Raw genomic sequence first — 17516 nt, 5'->3', positions numbered from 1 at the left:
AATGTTTGATATCATTGGTAAAATAAGAGGAGATAAAACCATTTGGGCTATAGTTTTTCTATTGTCCCTAATCTCGTTTTTGCCAGTGTATAGCGCTAGTACAAACCTAGTTTACGTTATTGGAAAAGGAACTACAATTGGTTATTTGTTCAAACATTTTATACATGTGATGTTAGGTTTTGGAATCATATTTTTTATTCACAAAACGCCTTATCATTACTTTAAAGCGCTATCTATTTTCGGAATTCCGTTAGTAATATTATTATTAGTTTATACATTATTTAAAGGAACAGTAATCGATGGTGCAAATGCCAGTCGTTGGATACAAATTCCTTTTATAGGTATTGGTTTTCAGACTTCTACATTAGCTTTTATTGTGTTGATGATATACGTAGCGAGATATTTAGCTAAGGTTAGCGATAAAGAATATTCGTTTAAAGATTCCTTATTAGAATTGTGGGCGCCAGTTTTTGCCGTTTTAGCATTAGTGCTTCCAGCAAATTTTTCAACAACTGCTCTGATTTTTTCAATGGTATGTATGTTGGTTTTCATTGGACAATACCCAATGCGATATCTCGGAATTATAATTGGAGCTGGAATTGTGAGTTTGACTATGTTTATATTGGTAGCAAAAGCTTTTCCAGATGCAATGCCAAATCGTGTTGATACATGGATGAGTCGTATTGATAGCTTCTTTGATGACAAGCCAAACGAAGACGAATACCAAATTGAAAAAGCAAAAATAGCGATCGCATCCGGTGGAATAAAAGGATTAGGTCCAGGGAAAAGTGTTCAGAAAAACTTTTTACCTCAATCTTCTTCCGATTTTATTTTCGCCATTATCGTGGAAGAATATGGTTTAGTTGGTGCTGTTGGAATCATCTTTTTGTATTTGCTATTATTTATCCGATTTATAATTGATGCGCAAAAAGCAACTACACTATTTGGAAAACTTTTAATCATCGGACTCGGATTTCCAATCATATTTCAGGCGTTTATCAATATGGGAGTTGCGGTAGAATTGCTTCCAGTTACAGGACAACCTTTGCCGTTGATTAGTAGTGGAGGAACTTCTATTTGGATGACATGTATTGCCATTGGAATTATTTTAAGCGTGACGAAAAAAGAAGAAGAAGTAGCCTTAGATTTAGAAGAAAAACGTAAACGTGATGAAGCGTTACAACAAATTATTGATGCTCAAGTAGCATTAAACGAAGATAAAGAAGCCGATGAAAATCAGCAAAAAATAAATGATATCAAAAGTTCAATAAAACATTCATTAACCGAAGACGAAGCCGGCGATGTGTTAGTAAACGGACAAAATCCGATGAATGCAGTTTTAAATAAAAGATAGATGAAAAATCCAAGATTCATAATTAGCGGAGGTGGAACAGGCGGACATATTTATCCAGCAGTTGCAATTGCAAACGAATTAAAATCTCGTTTTCCAGAAGCTGAGTTTCTTTTTGTAGGAGCCAAAGATAAAATGGAAATGCAAAAAGTGCCTCATGCAGGTTATGCTATCAAAGGATTATGGATTTCAGGAATTCAAAGAAGAATTACTTTTGATAACGCGATGTTTCCATTGAAATTAGCTTCGAGCATGTGGAATTCATTCAAAATCATCAAAAGTTTCAAGCCAGATGTTGTTATTGGAACTGGAGGTTTTGCAAGTGGGGCAGTGTTGAAAGCGGCATCGATGTTGAATATTCCAACGGTAATTCAAGAGCAAAATTCGTATCCAGGAATTACCAATAAGTTATTAGCAAAAAGAGCACATAAAATTTGTGTGGCTTACGAAAATTTGGAACTATTTTTTCCAAAAGATAAAATGATTTTAACTGGAAATCCAGTGCGTCAAGATTTAATTGAAGTTGCCGATAAAAAGGAAGCAATTACTTATTTTAATTTAGACGCGAATAAAAAAACACTGTTGGTTTTAGGCGGGAGTTTAGGTGCCAGAAGAATCAATCAATTAATTGAGAAAGAATTGGATTTTTTACTGAGCCAAAACATTCAAATTATTTGGCAATGCGGAAAATTATATTTCGACGAATATAAAAAGTATAACGATAAAAGCCCCTCTATTGGAGGGGTTGGGGAGGCTGTTCAAGTAGTAGCGTTTATTGATAGAATGGATTTGGTTTACGCTGCTGCAGATGTAGTAATTTCTCGTTCAGGAGCGTCGTCAGTTTCGGAATTGTGTATTGTGGGAAAACCAACGATTTTTATTCCGTCACCAAACGTAGCCGAAGATCATCAAACTAAAAACGCAAAAGCAATTTCAGATAAAAACGGAGCCATTTTAATCAAAGAATCTGAATTGGAAGCTCAATTTGAAACTATATTTTCCGATTTAATTTCAAACGAAAATAAACAATTGGAATTGAGTCAAAATATAAAAAAATTAGCTAAGCCAAACGCAACAAAAGATATTGTTGAAGAGATAATGAAATTAGTTTAAATGTTTCAAGTTCCAAGTTTCAAGTTATGAAGCCTGAAACAAAATAAACTTGAAACCTGAAACAAAAAAATATGAATCTAAATCAAATACATAACGTTTATTTCATCGGAATCGGAGGCATCGGAATGAGTGCTCTTGCTCGCTATTTTCAATACATTGGAAAAAAAGTAGTGGGTTATGACAAAACACCAACGCAATTAACAGATGAATTACAAGCTATCGGTTTAGAAATTCATTTTGAAGATAATATTCGTTTAATTCCGGAAAATTTTTATGTAGAAAATACATTAGTAATTGTAACACCAGCTGTTCCTGTTATCCATTCCGAATGGAATTATTTCATAGAAAGAGGTTTCACAATTAAAAAACGTGCCGAAGTTTTAGGAATTATTACTAAAGATACCTATTGTTTCGCAGTTGCTGGAACGCACGGAAAAACGACAACATCAAGTATTTTAGGTCACGTTTTATATGAAAGTGGCGTAGATGTTACCGCTTTTTTAGGCGGGATTGTGGAGAACTATAATTCTAATTTAATTGGTTCAGGAAAAACGGTAACTGTTGTTGAAGCAGATGAATTTGACCGTTCATTTTTGCACTTACATCCAAATGTTTCTTGCGTAACTTCTATGGATGCCGACCATTTGGATATTTATGGCGATGCAGCAAGTATTGAAGAGTCATTCAGAGAATTCGCTGCTAAAACACCAAGCGAAAATTTATACGTAATCAAAGGATTGCCATTAGAAGGAAATACTATTGGTGTTAACAATGATGCTGATTTTTCGGCTCAAAACATCCGAATTGAAAATGGGTTTTATGTGTTTGATGTAAAAACACCAACGGAAGTAGTTCAAAATGTAAAATTTGGTTTGCCTGGCCATCATAATTTGACTAACGCATTATTAGCTTTTGCGATGGCGAAATCTTATGGTGTTTCAAATGAGAAAATCATTGCAGCATTAGCAAGTTTTAAAGGTGTAAGAAGACGTTTTTCATTCCAAATCAGAGAAGAAAAATTAGTTTATATCGATGATTATGCACATCATCCAACCGAAATTAACGCGGTGCATCAAGCGGTTCGAGAATTATATCCGGGTAAAAAAATCATTGCAGCATTTCAACCCCATTTGTTCAGTAGAACGAAAGATTTTGTTGATGGTTTTGCAGAAAGTTTAAGTCAATTCGACGAGATTTTATTATTGGAAATTTATCCCGCTCGCGAGTTGCCAATGGAAGGTGTAAATTCGACTTGGTTGTTGAATAAAATTGACAATCCACATAAGAAATTAGTCAGCAAAGACGAGTTGTTCACGGCTTTTGAAAATTCAGATGCAGATGTGTTCGTAACTATAGGTGCGGGCGACATTGGTGAACTTGTAAAAGATCTAAAAAAAGCGCTTCATGAAAAGAATTAATTGGCATACTATTCGCTTAGTGTTAATCATTTTTACAATGATTTTCCTTTATTCTTTCTCTTTAAAGAGGAATAGTGAGCGTAAAATCAGTAAGATAGATATCAAATTCGAGTCGAATGAAAATATGTTTTTAACACATGAAATGGTTAATAACTTGTTAATACAAAATTTAGGAGGTACATCAAGAATACAAAAAGATAAAGTAGATTTGAATACTTTAGAAACTGTTCTCGATGATCACGAGATGATTGAAAAAGCACAAGTTTTTTCAACAGTAGACGGATTTCTAAATACGCGTATTACTCAAAAGACCCCAATCGTAAGAGTTATTACTGATAATGAAAGCTATTATCTTGATTCAAAAGGTTATAGAATGTCGTTGTCGGAGAATTTTTCAGCACGAGTTCCGCTAGTTACTGGCGAAATAAGTGAAGAAAATTGCAAGCCGTTTTTGTTCTTATTTAACGAAATCAAAAAAGATGATTTCTTAAGTAAAAATATTACTGGCGCACAGGTTATGGCTTCAGGAAATGTGGTGTTAACCAATAGAAGTTATGATTATAAAATAGCATTTGGGAAACCAATAAATGTTGAAAAAAAGCTAAAGAATTATAAAGCGTTTTTTCATCATGCTATAAAAGATACATTGATTAAAAGTTATAAAGAGGTAAACGTTATGTTTACGCAACAAGTGGTTTGTAAGAAATAGTTAGAGTTATGAACAAAGACAACATTGCAGTAGGATTAGACATTGGTACAACTAAAATTGTAGCAATGATAGGGAAGAAGAATGAATACGGAAAGCTAGAAATTCTTGGAGTAGGAAAATCTAAAAGCTTGGGTGTTCATAGAGGTGTTGTAAATAATATTACACAAACCATACAATCCATTCAGCAAGCAGTTGCTGATGCGGAGAATGATTCAGGTTATAAAATTAATGATGTTGTGGTAGGTATTGCTGGACAACACATTCGTAGTATTCAACATAGTGATTACATCAGTCGTCCAAATGCAGAAGAAGTAATTGGAGATGCCGATATCGATGCATTGATTGGTCAGGTTCATAAATTAGCGATGTTGCCAGGTGAAGAAATTATTCACGTGTTACCACAAGAATTTAAAATCGACGGTCAAGCCGAAATTAAAGAACCTATCGGAATGTACGGTGGAAGATTAGAATCTAGCTTCCACGTAGTAGTAGGGCAAGCGGCTTCGATTCGTAATTTAGGAAGATGTATCAAAAGTGCCGGATTAGAATTATCTGGATTAACATTAGAACCATTAGCTTCGGCTGATGCAGTATTGAGTCAAGAAGAAAAAGAAGCAGGAGTTGCTTTGATAGATATAGGTGGTGGAACAACCGATTTAGCCATTTTTAAAGATGGAATCATTCGTCATACAGCAGTTATTCCTTTTGGAGGAAACGTAATTACGGAAGATATTAAAGAAGGATGTTCAATCATTGAAAAACAAGCGGAGTTATTAAAAACTCGTTTTGGTTCAGCTTGGCCAGGAGAAAATAAAGACAACGAAATTGTTTCTATTCCTGGATTAAGAGGTAGAGAGCCAAAAGAAATTTCGCTAAAAAACTTGTCAAAAATTATTCACGCTAGAGTTGTGGAAATTGTAGAGCAAGTATATGCCGAAATTAAATTGTACGGACATGAAGATCCTAAGAAAAAACTTATTGCAGGTATTGTATTAACAGGTGGTGGAGCACAATTGCAACACATTAAACAACTGGTAGAATATATCACTGGAATGGATACTAGAATTGGTTATCCAAACGAGCATTTGGCAGGAGATTCAGACGAAGAATTGTCAAGTCCATTATATGCAACAGCAGTTGGTTTAGTAATGAACAGTATTAGAAATAATACAAAAAGTGCTACTCCATTTGTAGAAATGAAAAAAGAAGAGCCAGTAGTGGCGGCTCGCCCTCAAGTTGTGGTTGAAGAACCAATTATTGAGGAAGAAAAAGAGGAGCCAAAAGCAACTCAAAATACAAAACAAGAAACAACAGATGACAGAATCAAACGTTCGTTTTTTGATAAGTATATAGATAAGATTAAAGAATTTTTAGATAACGCAGAATAAAAGGAGATACTATGTCAGAATTTGGAAACATTTCATTCGATTTACCTAAAAACCAATCTAACGTAATTAAAGTAATTGGCGTTGGAGGTGGAGGTAGTAATGCCATAAACCACATGTTTAAGCAAGGCATTAAAGGTGTTGATTTTATAGTTTGTAATACTGATTCTCAGGCATTGCAAAATAGTCCAGTACCAAATAAAATTCAGTTGGGTGTTAACCTTACCGAAGGATTAGGTGCAGGAGCAAACCCTGAAGTAGGTCAACAATCTGCAATAGAAAGTATCGCCGAAATTGAGAAAATGTTGGATAGCAACACCAAAATGGTTTTCATCACTGCAGGAATGGGTGGAGGAACTGGAACGGGTGCGGCTCCTGTAATTGCGCAATTGGCAAAAGAGCGCGACATTTTAACAGTTGGTATTGTTACGATTCCTTTTCAATTTGAAGGAAAAGTTCGCTCTGAGCAAGCGTTAGCTGGAGTAGAACGTTTACGTAAACAAGTAGATTCTTTAGTCGTTATCAATAATAATAAATTACGTGAAGTATACGGAAACTTAGGTTTCAAAGCTGGTTTCTCAAAGGCTGACGAAGTGTTAGCTACTGCGTCAAGAGGAATTGCTGAAGTTATTACACACCACTATACTCAAAATATCGACCTTAAAGATGCTAAAACCGTGTTGTCAAACAGCGGAACAGCAATCATGGGTTCTGCAACAGCAGCAGGTTCAGATAGAGCAAAACAAGCAATTTCAAGTGCATTAGATTCTCCATTATTGAATGATAATAAGATTACAGGTGCGAAAAACGTATTGTTGTTAATCGTTTCTGGAACTGATGAAGTTAACGAAATTACAATCGATGAAATCGGAGAAATCAATGATTTTATTCAATCTGAAGCAGGTTACAACGCAAACATCATTATGGGTGTTGGTGAAGAAGAAGCTTTAGGTGAAGCAATTTCGGTAACGGTAATTGCTACAGGTTTCAATATTGAGCAACAAGCTGAAATCGTTAATACGGAACCTAAGAAAATTATTCATTCTTTAGAAGACGAACAAAAAATTGTTCACGAATTGTTGAATAAAACAATTGCTAGTCTTCCGGTTAATGAGCCAATTTTTGAATCTCCAATTGAAACAGAAGTTAAATCGGATATAATCAATCCTATTTGTGACGAAGTAGTAGAACAAAAAGTGATTTTTACTTTAGAAGAAGAAGTAGAAGAGCCAGTTTTCGAAATTCATACTCCAGTAGCAGCAATTGATTTAGTTCCTACAACTGAGTTTTTAAAGAATATCGATGTAACTTTTGAAGTGGTTAGCCCAAATGTAGCGCCAACTTTCGAAATCATTACACCTCAAATCAGAGAAATCGAAGTAAAAGATCCAGAATTTGTTGTAGCGACTGAAGAAGTGAGTTTTTCATTGGATTTATTCGCTGCAAAAGAAGAAGTTAAAGAGAATGCAATTGTTTTCGAGTTAACGCCAGAAACACGCGCTATGGAAGTAAAAGATCCTATAAACGTGGTTCCAGTTACAGAGGTAAATCAAAGCGGAATTATTAAATATTCTCTTGAAGATTATTTGGAAAAAGAAGAAGAATTAGTAGCATCTAAACCAATTGAAGTAGTAAATGAACCGATTGATGAAGAGTTAAACTTCACCATGAAAACAAATACTCAAAAGTTTGAAGATGCCATGAATTTGGATAATGTTTCTCCTTTAGAAATGTCTATTGAGGATACATTAAAACTTAGAGCCGACGAACGTAAAAGAAAAATGAAAGAATTCAATCATAAATTTAACAATAGCGCTTCGCAAATTGATGAGTTTGAAAGAATTCCAGCCTATAAAAGAATGGGGTTTGATGTAACTTCTACACCAAACACTGCTAGTAATCAATCTAGAATGTCTTTAGGAACTGATAGTAACGACGATATCCAATTGCGTTCAAACAATTCATTCCTTCATGATAATGTGGATTAAATCTACAACAAACTAACCTACCCCAAGAAACCCGAAGAACAATTTTCGGGTTTTTTTATTACCTTTGCACAGTATTTGTAAAACCTCTTTCTGGGGTTTTAAGATAAATTAACTACAATAAATAAAAAATACAATATGAGTTTAGAAGCAAAAATCATGGATCACATGAAAGAGGCCATGAAAGCTAAAGACAGTATAGCTTTGGAAGCGTTAAGAGCTATTAAATCAGCAATTATTTTAGCAAAAACAGAAGCTGGTGCTGGAGATGGTTTGTCTGAAGATCAAGAAATCAAAATGTTACAACGTTTGGTGAAAATGCGTAAGGACAGTGCAGAAATTTTCACAACACAAAACCGTCCAGATTTAGCAGAACCAGAATTAGCACAAATCGCTGTAATTGAGAAGTTTTTACCAGCTCAGTTATCAGAAGAAGAAGTAGAAGCGGTAATTGCTAAAATAATTACTGAAACGGGTGCTTCAGGTATTGCATCTATGGGAAAAGTTATGGGATTAGCTTCAGCTCAAATAGGAGGACAAGCAGAAGGGAAAGTAATTTCTGGAATTGTAAAGAAACTTTTAGTATAAAATATACTTTATCACTCCCTCTCCTTTGGAGAGGGTTGGGGTGAGGCTCGGCTTCGTAGTTCAACTGGATAGAATATCAGATTTCGGCTCTGAGGGTTGCAGGTTCGAACCCTGCCGAGGTCACAAATAAACGTCAAGATTTCTTGACGTTTATTTTTTTTAAACACATAATTTTTACGTTATTTGTAAAATAGTCCCAAATAAATGAATCCACCACCTATAGAACACGAATTATTTTTAGCTGATTACATTGCTATGTTTGTTGTGGTGGCTCCTTTTGCGGCTATCTTTTTTGCCTTTGCTTTTTACGTAACAGAAATTGTTTATCTACGTAATTATAAAAAACCTTTAGTGGTATTTGCTAATGTGAATTTTTTAAAGTTAAATGATTCTCGAAAGCATATCTTAACAACAAATTTTCATTTTTACAATCGATTAAAACCTAAGTATAAAAGATATTTCGAACATAGAGTAGCTAAGTTAATTTTGCATTATAATTTTGAAGGTAGAGATATAGAAATTACCGAAGAAATGAAAGTAACTATATCGGCAACATATGTAATGTTAACCTTTGGAATGCGTGAATATTTAAATCCATTGTTCAAACGAATTGTTGTTTATCCTGATATTTATTATTCATCTCAAAATGATAATTACCACAAAGGAGAGTTTAATCCAAGAATGGAATGCGTTGTTTTTTCTTGGAAACATTTTAAAGAAGGAATTGATATTACAAATGATAATTTGAATTTAGGATTACATGAATTTACCCATGCTTTTCATATTTATGCATTAAAAAGTGATAAAGCAACTTTTGTTTTGTTTAACGAATCCCTTCAAAATTTATTTCGTGTGGTTTCAAAGCCCGAAGTGAAGCAACGTTTAATTGAGTCTGGTTTTTTACGTGATTATGCTTACGAAAATCAATTTGAATTTGTTGCTGTTTTATTGGAATACTTTTTTGAATCTCCACAGGAATTTAAAATGAAATTCCCTTCTATATTCCTGAAAGTCAAGCATATGATTAACTATAATGAAAGGTATTTTATTTCATCTATAGTTTAAAATACTGATATCTATCATGTTTTTGAGCCAAAATTTTAAGTAACTTTATGTCATTAAAATTTTGGTATTATGAAACAAAAAGTGCCCGTGTCAACTATCATGACAAAAAATGTAGTGAAGTTGAACTTATCAGATGATTTAACAAAAGCGGAAAGCTTGTTTAAAAAGTACCACATTAGACACATTCCTGTGGTTTACAGTAATAAAATTGTTGGAATGTTAAGTTATACCGATTTGTTGCGAATTTCGTTTGCAGATGCTATTGATGACGACGAAGATGTTGTGGATACAACAGTTTATAATATGTTTACCGTGGAGCAAGTAATGGCTAAAAAAATAGTTTCGATTTCACCTGAAACCACTATCAAAGAAGCGGCTCAAATTTTAGCTACTAAAGAGTTTCATGCACTTCCTGTATGTGAGGGAGAATTGTTAGTGGGAATTATAACCACAACCGATTTAATAAAATACTTAATCGATCAATATTAAATGAAAAAGCCTAACATTTTACTGTTAGGCTTTTTTGAATTATTTTGTTATTTGTTTTAAATCTGCAATGGTTGCAATTGGGTCTTGCGCACCAAAAACATAACTTCCGGCTACTAATACATCAGCACCAGCATCAACTAGTTGTTTTGCATTTTTATTGGTTACACCGCCGTCAATTTCGATTATTGTAGCCGCATTTTTTCTATTAATTAGAGCTTTTAGTTTTTCAACTTTAGCATAAGTGTTTTCAATGAACGATTGACCTCCAAAACCTGGATTTACACTCATGATACACACTAAATCGATATCCTGAATAACATCTTCTAATAAATCTACGTTGGTGTGCGGATTCAATGCTACTCCAGCTTTCATGCCTTCCGCTTTGATTGCTTGAAGTGTTCTGTGTAAATGTGTACAAGCTTCGTAATGAACCGTCAAAACATCGGCGCCTAATTTTTTGAATGTTGCAATGTATCGATCAGGATCAACAATCATCAGGTGAACATCTATGGTTTTTTTAGCGTGTTTATTTATCGCATCTAAAACAGGCATACCAAAAGAAATATTCGGAACAAAAACGCCATCCATAATGTCAATGTGGAACCAATCGGCCTCACTTGTATTAATCATTTCAATGTCGCGTTGTAAATTAGCAAAATCAGCTGCAAGAACTGAAGGAGCAATAAGTGTGTTTTTCATAAACTTGTAAAAGTGTGTGTTGTTGTGCACAAAGATAGTTTTTAGTTTAAGAGTTTAAAAATTTTGTCGATTAAAAGATTTAACTAGATAATATTCCTCCCTTTGGGGGGTAGGGGTTAAAAAATAAAACTCCGGTAATCAGCCGGAGTTTCAATCATCAATCAAAAAACGAACAGTCTTAGACTGTTGTTGCTATACTTTAGGTGTTATCCTAAATATGTTTTTAATATCTTACTTCTAGAAGTATGTTTTAATCTTCTAATCGCTTTTTCTTTAATCTGACGAACACGTTCACGAGTTAAATCGAAAGTTTCGCCAATTTCTTCTAAAGTCATTGGGTGTTGGTCACCTAAACCAAAGTATAAACGCACTACATCTGCTTCTCTTGGAGTTAATGTTTCTAATGCTCTTTCAATTTCAGTTTGTAATGATTCGTGAATTAATTCTCTATCTGGATTTGGAGATTCACCTGAACGTAAAACGTCGTATAAGTTAGAATCTTCTCCTTCAACTAAAGGCGCATCCATTGATAAATGACGACCAGAGTTTTTCATAGACTCTTTTACATCATTTACAGTCATATCAAGTTCTTTTGCAATTTCTTCAGCAGAAGGTGGGCGCTCATTAGATTGCTCTAACAACGCATACATTTTGTTGATTTTATTGATAGAACCAATTTTGTTTAATGGTAAACGAACGATACGAGATTGTTCAGCTAGAGCTTGAAGAATCGATTGACGAATCCACCATACAGCATATGAAATGAATTTGAATCCACGCGTTTCATCAAAACGTTGAGCAGCTTTAATTAATCCTAAATTTCCTTCGTTAATTAAATCAGGAAGTGTAAGTCCTTGATTTTGATATTGTTTTGCTACTGAAACTACGAAACGTAAATTAGCTTTTGTTAATTTTTCTAAAGCGCGTTGATCTCCGGCTTTAATTCTTTGTGCTAATTCTACTTCTTCGTCAGCAGTAATAAGGTCAACTTTTCCAATTTCTTGTAGGTATTTGTCTAAGGAAGCAGTTTCACGATTGGTAACCTGCTTGGTAATTTTAAGTTGTCTCATTTATTTTTTCTCCTTACTTTTTAAAAGTTCTGGTAGTTATACGTAGCAGGTTACAAAAAAGTTACAAAAAAAATAAAATAAAATTTAAAAACCCCAATTCAGTTAAATGAATTGGGGTTTTATATGAACTAATATTTAAAAATATTAACCTTGTGGAGTATCCTTTTTTTCAATAGGTCTTTCTTCTCTTGGAGGTCTTGGTAAAAGTGCTTTTCTAGACACTTTTTCTTTACGTGTTTTAGGATCAACTCCTAAGTATTTTACCATAAATACATCACCCATGTTTACAACATCAGTAACATTTTCTGTTCTTTCCCAAGCTAATTCAGATACGTGTAATAAAACTTCGTTTCCTGGTGCTTGTGTGTATTCTACAACAGCTCCAAAATCTAACATTTTAATTACTTTTACTTCGTAAGCTTCTCCCATTACAGGTTTGAAGATAATAGAATCAATTTTAGCTAATACTGCAGCAATACCATCAGGATTAGTTCCTAAAATTTCAACTACACCTTGCTCATCTACTTCATTGATAACTATTGTAGTTCCAGTAGCTTTTTGTAATTCTTGAATTACTTTTCCACCAGGTCCAATTAACGCTCCAATGAAAGCTCCAGGAATGGTTCTTGTAATAATTTTTGGTGCTTTTGGTTTTACTTCAGCTCTTGGTGCTGCAATAGTTTCAGTTAATTTACCTAAAATATGTAAACGTCCGTCACGAGCTTGCCCTAAAGCTTGTTCCATGATATCATAGCGTAAACCATCAATTTTGATGTCCATTTGACATGCTGTAATACCGTCAGCAGTTCCAGTTACTTTAAAGTCCATATCTCCTAAGTGATCTTCATCTCCTAAAATATCAGACAATACAGCGAATTTCTCACCATCAGTAATTAATCCCATAGCAATACCAGAAACTGGTTTTACCATTTGAACTCCAGCATCCATTAACGCCATTGTACCAGCACAAACCGTTGCCATTGAAGAAGAACCGTTAGATTCTAATACTTCAGAAACGATACGAATTGTGTAAGGACAATCTGCAGGAATCATATTTTTTAAAGCTCTTTGAGCTAAGTTTCCATGACCTACTTCTCTTCTTGAAGTTCCTCTTAAAGGTTTAGCTTCACCAGTTGAGAAAGGAGGGAAGTTATAATGTAAATAGAATTTTTCTTCACCTTGTTCAGATGGAGAGTCTATTTGGTTAGCTTCTCTTGAAGTTCCTAAAGTTACAGTGGCTAAAGCTTGTGTTTCTCCACGGGTAAATAAAGACGAACCGTGAACAGAAGGTAAATAATCTGTTTCACACCAAATTGGTCTGATTTCAGTTGTTTTTCTTCCGTCTAAACGAACACCTAATTCTAACACTACATTACGCACAGCTTCTTTGTTTGTTTTGTAGAAATATTTTGATACTAAATCGCCATCAGCAGCTAATTCTTCTTCTGTAAATAAAGCTTTTACTTCTTCTTTTACTTCAGCAAATGCAGCACTTCTTTCGTGTTTAGCCGAACCAACTTTTGCAATTGCATAAATTTTATCGTAAGCCGCAGCTTTTACTTTTTTGTAAATTTCTTCGTTTTCTTTCTCACCTTCATACGTACGAATTTCTTTTTTACCAAAAGCAGCTTGTAAACGTAATTGTGCTTGAATTTGAACTTTGATAGCTTCGTGAGCAAATTTGATAGCCTCTACCATTTCTGCTTCTGAAATTTCTTTCATTTCTCCTTCAACCATCGCAACAGAATCCATAGAAGCTCCAATCATCATATCAATGTCTGATTGTGCTAATTCTTCTCTACTTGGGTTGATAACGAATTTTCCATCGATACGTGCTACACGAACTTCAGAAATTAAGTTATAAAAAGGAATGTCTGAAACAGCTAATGCAGCTGAAGCCGCTAATCCAGCTAATGCATCTGGCATAACGTTTTCGTCATGCGACATTAATTGAATCATTACTTGTGTTTCAGCATGATAGTCATCTGGGAAAAGTGGACGCAATACGCGGTCTACTAATCTCATTGTTAATACTTCGCTGTCACTTGGACGTGCTTCTCTTTTGAAGAAACCACCAGGAAAACGACCTGCTGCTGCAAATTTTTCGCGATAATCTACTGTTAAAGGTAGAAAATCTACTGCAGGATTTGAGGTTCTTGCAGAAACTGCTGTTGCTAATAACATGGCATCGCCCATACGAACAACAACAGATCCATCTGCTTGTTTGGCTAATTTTCCAGTTTCGATTGTGATGCTTCTTCCGTCACCTAAATCGATAACTTCTTGGAATACTTTTGGAATCATAAATTTTTTAATTCTAAATTAAACAAAGGGTCAGTTGTGTTGTTGTTGTGTGTGTAGTTGTTTGTAACCCAATGAAAAACCAAACTTTTTCTGTCAATATAAATAAAACAAAAAGGGGCACGAAGCCCCTTTAGTTGATTATTTTCTAATACCTAATTCTTTAATAATCTCACGATATCTGTTGATATCTTTCTTTTTTAAGTAATCAAGAAGACTTCTTCTTTTACCTACTAAAAGTACTAATGAGCGCTCAGTGTTATAATCGTGACGATTTTTTTTCAAGTGCTCAGTTAAGTGAGTAATTCTGAATGTAAATAATGCGATTTGCCCTTCAGCAGATCCAGTGTTTTCAGCTTTTCCTCCGTGTTTAGCGAAGATTTCAGCTTTAGTTTCTTTAGACAAGTACATGCTAATATTATTTTAAATGATTATTATGTATGAATTGTATGGTTGCAATTCGGATGCAAAGATAAAAATAATTTAGAATTATGGATTATGAATTCAGAATTATTTTCAAATAAAAAAATTAAGCTATTTTGTCTATCGCTTTGAAGGCTCTTTTTAATAAAAATGGTGTTGCTAACGTAGTTATAAGTCCCATAATAACAAGCATCGAAAAGATTTCGGTATTGATAATTCCTGCTTTGTAAGCGATATTAGCAATAACTAATTCCATAATACCTCGGGCGTTTAAGCCAAATCCAAGTGCCATGGATACATTGTGATCTAATCTTGCAAATCGACCACCAACATATCCACCAATAATTTTTGATAAAAAAGAAACAGCAATTATGGCAAATAATAATGGATAGTTTTCAATGGACGAAAATTGAAATTCTAGCCCAATTCCTGCAAAGAAAATAGGAGCTAAAAATCCCATTGCCATACTATTTGTGGTATTGTGAAACGTATTCAAATGTTTTTCACCTACCAATTCTTTTGAAATTAGCATGGAAGCAAAAAAGGCTCCAATAATGAAATGCAAACCAATACTTTCTGTTATCGTAGCAAAAATTAAGATGAATACGAAAAACACAGCAAAAAGCGATTCTTTTCCTTTTAATACGGATATAATCTTATTTAATTTGTTTTCGATTAAATTTTCTTCTCTTGATACATTGCGGATTACTCTATAGGTTGCAATTACTAAAATAAGAAAGCAGCTCAATTTTAAAAGGGTTATTAGCGTAGCATTAGTAATGTTAGTAAACGTTTGTTCAACATCTTTTATATCTAATAATATTCCTAAAATAGTAAGCGCAATAACGTCATCAAAAATTGCAACCGAAATTATTTTTTGTCCGACTGACGAATTCAGTTTGCCTAAATCCATCAAAATACGAATACTTACAGGTAATGCTGTAATGGCAACACACAATCCAATGAAAATGGTTGACATAACGTCTAATTCGAAATAACGACCCACAAAAAAACCTGAAGTAATCGGTATAAAAAAGGCTAAAAGAGAAATTACAATGTTTCTACCTTTCATCGATTTCACTATTTCGTCCAAGTTAATTTCTAAACCAGCAATGATTACCAATAAGAAAACACCTAATTCAGAAATTACTTTTAACTCTTCGGTACGATGAATGAAATTTAAAATCGTTGGCCCTAAAAGTACACCAGCTAAAATTTCACCAATCATAGCAGGTTGTTTAAAACGTTCCATGATTTCGCCAAAAAATCTTGCCAATACTAATAATAGCAATAAATTAGCAAAGAAAGGAAGCTCTAAACTTGGGACATTAAATTCCATAAATAGCGAGAGTCGAATTAGTTATAATCACGACAAATGTATAAAAAAGAGTCAAACTTTATTTATAACTTAAAATAATTTTGCGACTTCTTCATTAACAAATTCTAAAAAGCGTTCATCTGCTGCTGTAAAAGGGTCTAAAACATGTGAATCAATGTCAATTTGTCCAATATTAACTCCGTTAACGAATAAAGGAACCACAATTTCTGATTTTACAGTAAAACTACAAGCAATATAATTATCTTGTGCTTGAACATCAGGAACCACAAAATTTGCATTTGATTCCGCAACTTGTCCGCAAATTCCTTTTCCAAATGGTATAACAGTGTGATCGGTTTCGGCACCTACGTAAGGACCTAAGTGTAGTGTTTTAGCTTCGTGATTTGCAAAATAAAATCCCACCCAATCATAATAACTAACGTTATCACTTAATAGTTGACAAATTTCTTTCAGTTTCTCATCGCGAGTAGCATTTTCTTTTTCAATAATGCTCGAAACAATTGGTTTTAATTCTTCAAATGTCATAGTTGTATTTTTTTACAAAAGTATTTATTCTATACTATAAAAAAATCTATATTTTTGTTAAAAATGTACGTTTTGAAAAACACCATTAACCAATATAAACCTTTTTTTGCTTTTTTAATTAAGTTTTTACTTTTTTATGTTGTCTTTACATTTATTTATAAAATGTATTTGAGTCAATATGATGTGGTAAAAAATGAGGTGGATTATTTTACAGAAATAGTTTCAAATCAGACCAAACAATTTATGTTGTTTTTTACTGATGATGCAGAATCTATAAAGCATGATAAAGAACCTTCGTTAAAAATTTTTTACAAAGAAAAATATGTGGCAAGAGTTATTGAAGGGTGCAATGCGGTAAGTGTAATGATCTTGTTTGCAGCATTCGTTTTTGCATTTTCAACTCAGTGGAAAAAAACTTTGCTATTTATTGTTTTTGGAGTTGTTTTGATACATGTTTTGAACGTTATTAGAATTGCATTATTGTCTTTTGCATTGTATTACTATCCGCAATATGAAGAACTTTTACACGGTACTATTTTCCCTCTTTTTATTTATGGAGTTGTATTTGTTTTGTGGATTTTATGGGTAACCAAATTTTCAGGCTATGTTAAGAGAACTAATTAAAAATAAAAGAAGACTTTTTTTTATAGGATTAGCGCTCTTGGGACTAATTTTAGTCAGAGCCTTTGAGGACCAATTGTTTTATGATCCTTTCTTGTCATTTTTTAAAACGGATTATCAAAACAAACCATTACCTAATTTAGATCAGTTTTTGTTGTTTTTGAATTTGCTTTTGCGATACACTTTAAACACCTTTTTTTCATTGATAATAATTCGATTATTGTTCAATGAAAAACAGTTGATGGTTTTTTCAGGATATTTATTTCTTTTTCTTTTTTTAGTTTTAGTCGCAATTTTTTTCGGATTACTTCATTTTTCTAATCAACCTGATTATTTGATTTTGTTCTACATCAGACGTTTTTTAATTCAGCCTTTATTTTTAGTGCTTTTTATTCCAGCTTTTTATTATCAGCAGTTAACTCGCTAATTTTTTGT

The 17516-nt window shown here is 33.5% G+C and carries 17 protein-coding genes and 1 tRNA gene; 12 read left to right on the top strand and 6 right to left on the bottom strand.

Annotated features, from left to right (window positions below; translation table 11 throughout):
* Position 1 precedes the first annotated feature (1 nt).
* The 10 genes from B2741_RS04135 to B2741_RS04090 all read left to right on the top strand — a co-directional run bounded on the left by B2741_RS04135 (position 2) and on the right by B2741_RS04090 (position 10103).
* Positions 2 to 1354: an FtsW/RodA/SpoVE family cell cycle protein gene (locus B2741_RS04135; protein WP_291135701.1), complete on the top strand. Its 1353-nt coding sequence runs from the start codon at positions 2 to 4 to the stop codon at positions 1352 to 1354.
* Positions 1355 to 2464 (top strand): undecaprenyldiphospho-muramoylpentapeptide beta-N-acetylglucosaminyltransferase, encoded by a 1110-nt coding sequence (gene murG, locus B2741_RS04130; protein WP_291135699.1) that lies wholly within the window; start codon positions 1355 to 1357, stop codon positions 2462 to 2464.
* A 71-nt stretch (positions 2465 to 2535) separates the two neighbouring features.
* Positions 2536 to 3882: a UDP-N-acetylmuramate--L-alanine ligase gene (murC, locus tag B2741_RS04125; RefSeq protein WP_291135697.1), complete on the top strand. Its 1347-nt coding sequence runs from the start codon at positions 2536 to 2538 to the stop codon at positions 3880 to 3882.
* The gene (locus tag B2741_RS04120) at positions 3869 to 4591 is read left to right on the top strand and encodes a cell division protein FtsQ/DivIB (protein WP_291135695.1); all 723 of its coding nucleotides are present in this window, start codon (positions 3869 to 3871) and stop codon (positions 4589 to 4591) included. Before murC ends, B2741_RS04120 begins: the two co-directional genes overlap by 14 nt.
* A gap of 8 nt (positions 4592 to 4599) precedes the next feature.
* Entirely contained in the window at positions 4600 to 5979 is a 1380-nt protein-coding gene (gene ftsA, locus B2741_RS04115) for a cell division protein FtsA (RefSeq protein WP_291135693.1), read from the top strand.
* Positions 5980 to 5990: 11 nt separating this feature from the next.
* On the top strand, positions 5991 to 7964 hold the full coding sequence (gene ftsZ, locus B2741_RS04110; protein ID WP_291135691.1) for a cell division protein FtsZ: 1974 nt from the start codon (positions 5991 to 5993) through the stop codon (positions 7962 to 7964).
* A gap of 135 nt (positions 7965 to 8099) precedes the next feature.
* Positions 8100 to 8549: a GatB/YqeY domain-containing protein gene (locus tag B2741_RS04105; protein WP_291135689.1), complete on the top strand. Its 450-nt coding sequence runs from the start codon at positions 8100 to 8102 to the stop codon at positions 8547 to 8549.
* Positions 8550 to 8598: 49 nt separating this feature from the next.
* Positions 8599 to 8672: transfer RNA gene (locus tag B2741_RS04100), tRNA-Arg, on the top strand.
* Between the two features lie 81 nt (positions 8673 to 8753).
* A complete protein-coding gene (locus B2741_RS04095; RefSeq protein ID WP_291135687.1) occupies positions 8754 to 9614 on the top strand; it encodes a zinc-dependent peptidase in 861 nt (286 codons plus the stop codon).
* A gap of 69 nt (positions 9615 to 9683) precedes the next feature.
* Positions 9684 to 10103: a CBS domain-containing protein gene (locus tag B2741_RS04090; protein WP_153201450.1), complete on the top strand. Its 420-nt coding sequence runs from the start codon at positions 9684 to 9686 to the stop codon at positions 10101 to 10103.
* Positions 10104 to 10142: 39 nt separating this feature from the next.
* On the opposite strand, the gene rpe is transcribed toward B2741_RS04090, so the two are convergent.
* From rpe to B2741_RS04060, 6 genes are all read right to left on the bottom strand, one after another.
* Positions 10143 to 10802: a ribulose-phosphate 3-epimerase gene (gene rpe / locus B2741_RS04085; protein WP_291135683.1), complete on the bottom strand. Its 660-nt coding sequence runs from the start codon at positions 10800 to 10802 to the stop codon at positions 10143 to 10145.
* A gap of 206 nt (positions 10803 to 11008) precedes the next feature.
* Positions 11009 to 11872: a sigma-70 family RNA polymerase sigma factor gene (locus B2741_RS04080; RefSeq protein WP_008256407.1), complete on the bottom strand. Its 864-nt coding sequence runs from the start codon at positions 11870 to 11872 to the stop codon at positions 11009 to 11011.
* Positions 11873 to 12016: 144 nt separating this feature from the next.
* Entirely contained in the window at positions 12017 to 14176 is a 2160-nt protein-coding gene (locus tag B2741_RS04075) for a polyribonucleotide nucleotidyltransferase (protein ID WP_291135681.1), read from the bottom strand.
* A 138-nt stretch (positions 14177 to 14314) separates the two neighbouring features.
* Entirely contained in the window at positions 14315 to 14584 is a 270-nt protein-coding gene (rpsO, locus tag B2741_RS04070; RefSeq protein ID WP_133608153.1) for a 30S ribosomal protein S15, read from the bottom strand.
* A 118-nt stretch (positions 14585 to 14702) separates the two neighbouring features.
* A complete protein-coding gene (locus B2741_RS04065; protein WP_291135678.1) occupies positions 14703 to 15935 on the bottom strand; it encodes a cation:proton antiporter in 1233 nt (410 codons plus the stop codon).
* Between the two features lie 69 nt (positions 15936 to 16004).
* A complete protein-coding gene (locus tag B2741_RS04060; protein WP_291135676.1) occupies positions 16005 to 16460 on the bottom strand; it encodes a GAF domain-containing protein in 456 nt (151 codons plus the stop codon).
* 63 nt (positions 16461 to 16523) lie between these two features.
* Here B2741_RS04060 and xrtF point away from each other — a divergent pair, with 63 nt between their 5' ends.
* Together xrtF and B2741_RS04050 are read left to right on the top strand one after the other, a co-directional pair.
* Positions 16524 to 17084, top strand: a complete 561-nt coding sequence (gene xrtF, locus B2741_RS04055) for an exosortase family protein XrtF (RefSeq protein ID WP_291135674.1) — start codon at positions 16524 to 16526, stop codon at positions 17082 to 17084.
* Positions 17065 to 17508, top strand: coding sequence for an exosortase F system-associated membrane protein (locus tag B2741_RS04050; RefSeq protein ID WP_291135672.1), 444 nt, complete (start codon positions 17065 to 17067; stop codon positions 17506 to 17508). The genes xrtF and B2741_RS04050 overlap by 20 nt, the downstream gene beginning before the upstream one ends.
* Positions 17509 to 17516: the final 8 nt, after the last annotated feature.

The organism is Flavobacterium sp. UBA7663, assembly GCF_002483315.1.
Classification (GTDB): Bacteria; Bacteroidota; Bacteroidia; order Flavobacteriales; family Flavobacteriaceae; genus Flavobacterium.
This window is presented reverse-complemented; position numbering and strand designations above follow the sequence as displayed.

Coding starts and splice junctions, on each gene's coding strand:
- B2741_RS04135 (WP_291135701.1), top strand. CDS start 2: ATGTTTGATATCATTGGTAAAATAAGAGGAGATAAAACCATTTGGGCT.
- murG (WP_291135699.1), top strand. CDS start 1,355: ATGAAAAATCCAAGATTCATAATTAGCGGAGGTGGAACAGGCGGACAT.
- murC (WP_291135697.1), top strand. CDS start 2,536: ATGAATCTAAATCAAATACATAACGTTTATTTCATCGGAATCGGAGGC.
- B2741_RS04120 (WP_291135695.1), top strand. CDS start 3,869: ATGAAAAGAATTAATTGGCATACTATTCGCTTAGTGTTAATCATTTTT.
- ftsA (WP_291135693.1), top strand. CDS start 4,600: ATGAACAAAGACAACATTGCAGTAGGATTAGACATTGGTACAACTAAA.
- ftsZ (WP_291135691.1), top strand. CDS start 5,991: ATGTCAGAATTTGGAAACATTTCATTCGATTTACCTAAAAACCAATCT.
- B2741_RS04105 (WP_291135689.1), top strand. CDS start 8,100: ATGAGTTTAGAAGCAAAAATCATGGATCACATGAAAGAGGCCATGAAA.
- B2741_RS04095 (WP_291135687.1), top strand. CDS start 8,754: ATGAATCCACCACCTATAGAACACGAATTATTTTTAGCTGATTACATT.
- B2741_RS04090 (WP_153201450.1), top strand. CDS start 9,684: ATGAAACAAAAAGTGCCCGTGTCAACTATCATGACAAAAAATGTAGTG.
- rpe (WP_291135683.1), bottom strand. CDS start 10,802: ATGAAAAACACACTTATTGCTCCTTCAGTTCTTGCAGCTGATTTTGCT.
- B2741_RS04080 (WP_008256407.1), bottom strand. CDS start 11,872: ATGAGACAACTTAAAATTACCAAGCAGGTTACCAATCGTGAAACTGCT.
- B2741_RS04075 (WP_291135681.1), bottom strand. CDS start 14,176: ATGATTCCAAAAGTATTCCAAGAAGTTATCGATTTAGGTGACGGAAGA.
- rpsO (WP_133608153.1), bottom strand. CDS start 14,584: ATGTACTTGTCTAAAGAAACTAAAGCTGAAATCTTCGCTAAACACGGA.
- B2741_RS04065 (WP_291135678.1), bottom strand. CDS start 15,935: ATGGAATTTAATGTCCCAAGTTTAGAGCTTCCTTTCTTTGCTAATTTA.
- B2741_RS04060 (WP_291135676.1), bottom strand. CDS start 16,460: ATGACATTTGAAGAATTAAAACCAATTGTTTCGAGCATTATTGAAAAA.
- xrtF (WP_291135674.1), top strand. CDS start 16,524: ATGTACGTTTTGAAAAACACCATTAACCAATATAAACCTTTTTTTGCT.
- B2741_RS04050 (WP_291135672.1), top strand. CDS start 17,065: ATGTTAAGAGAACTAATTAAAAATAAAAGAAGACTTTTTTTTATAGGA.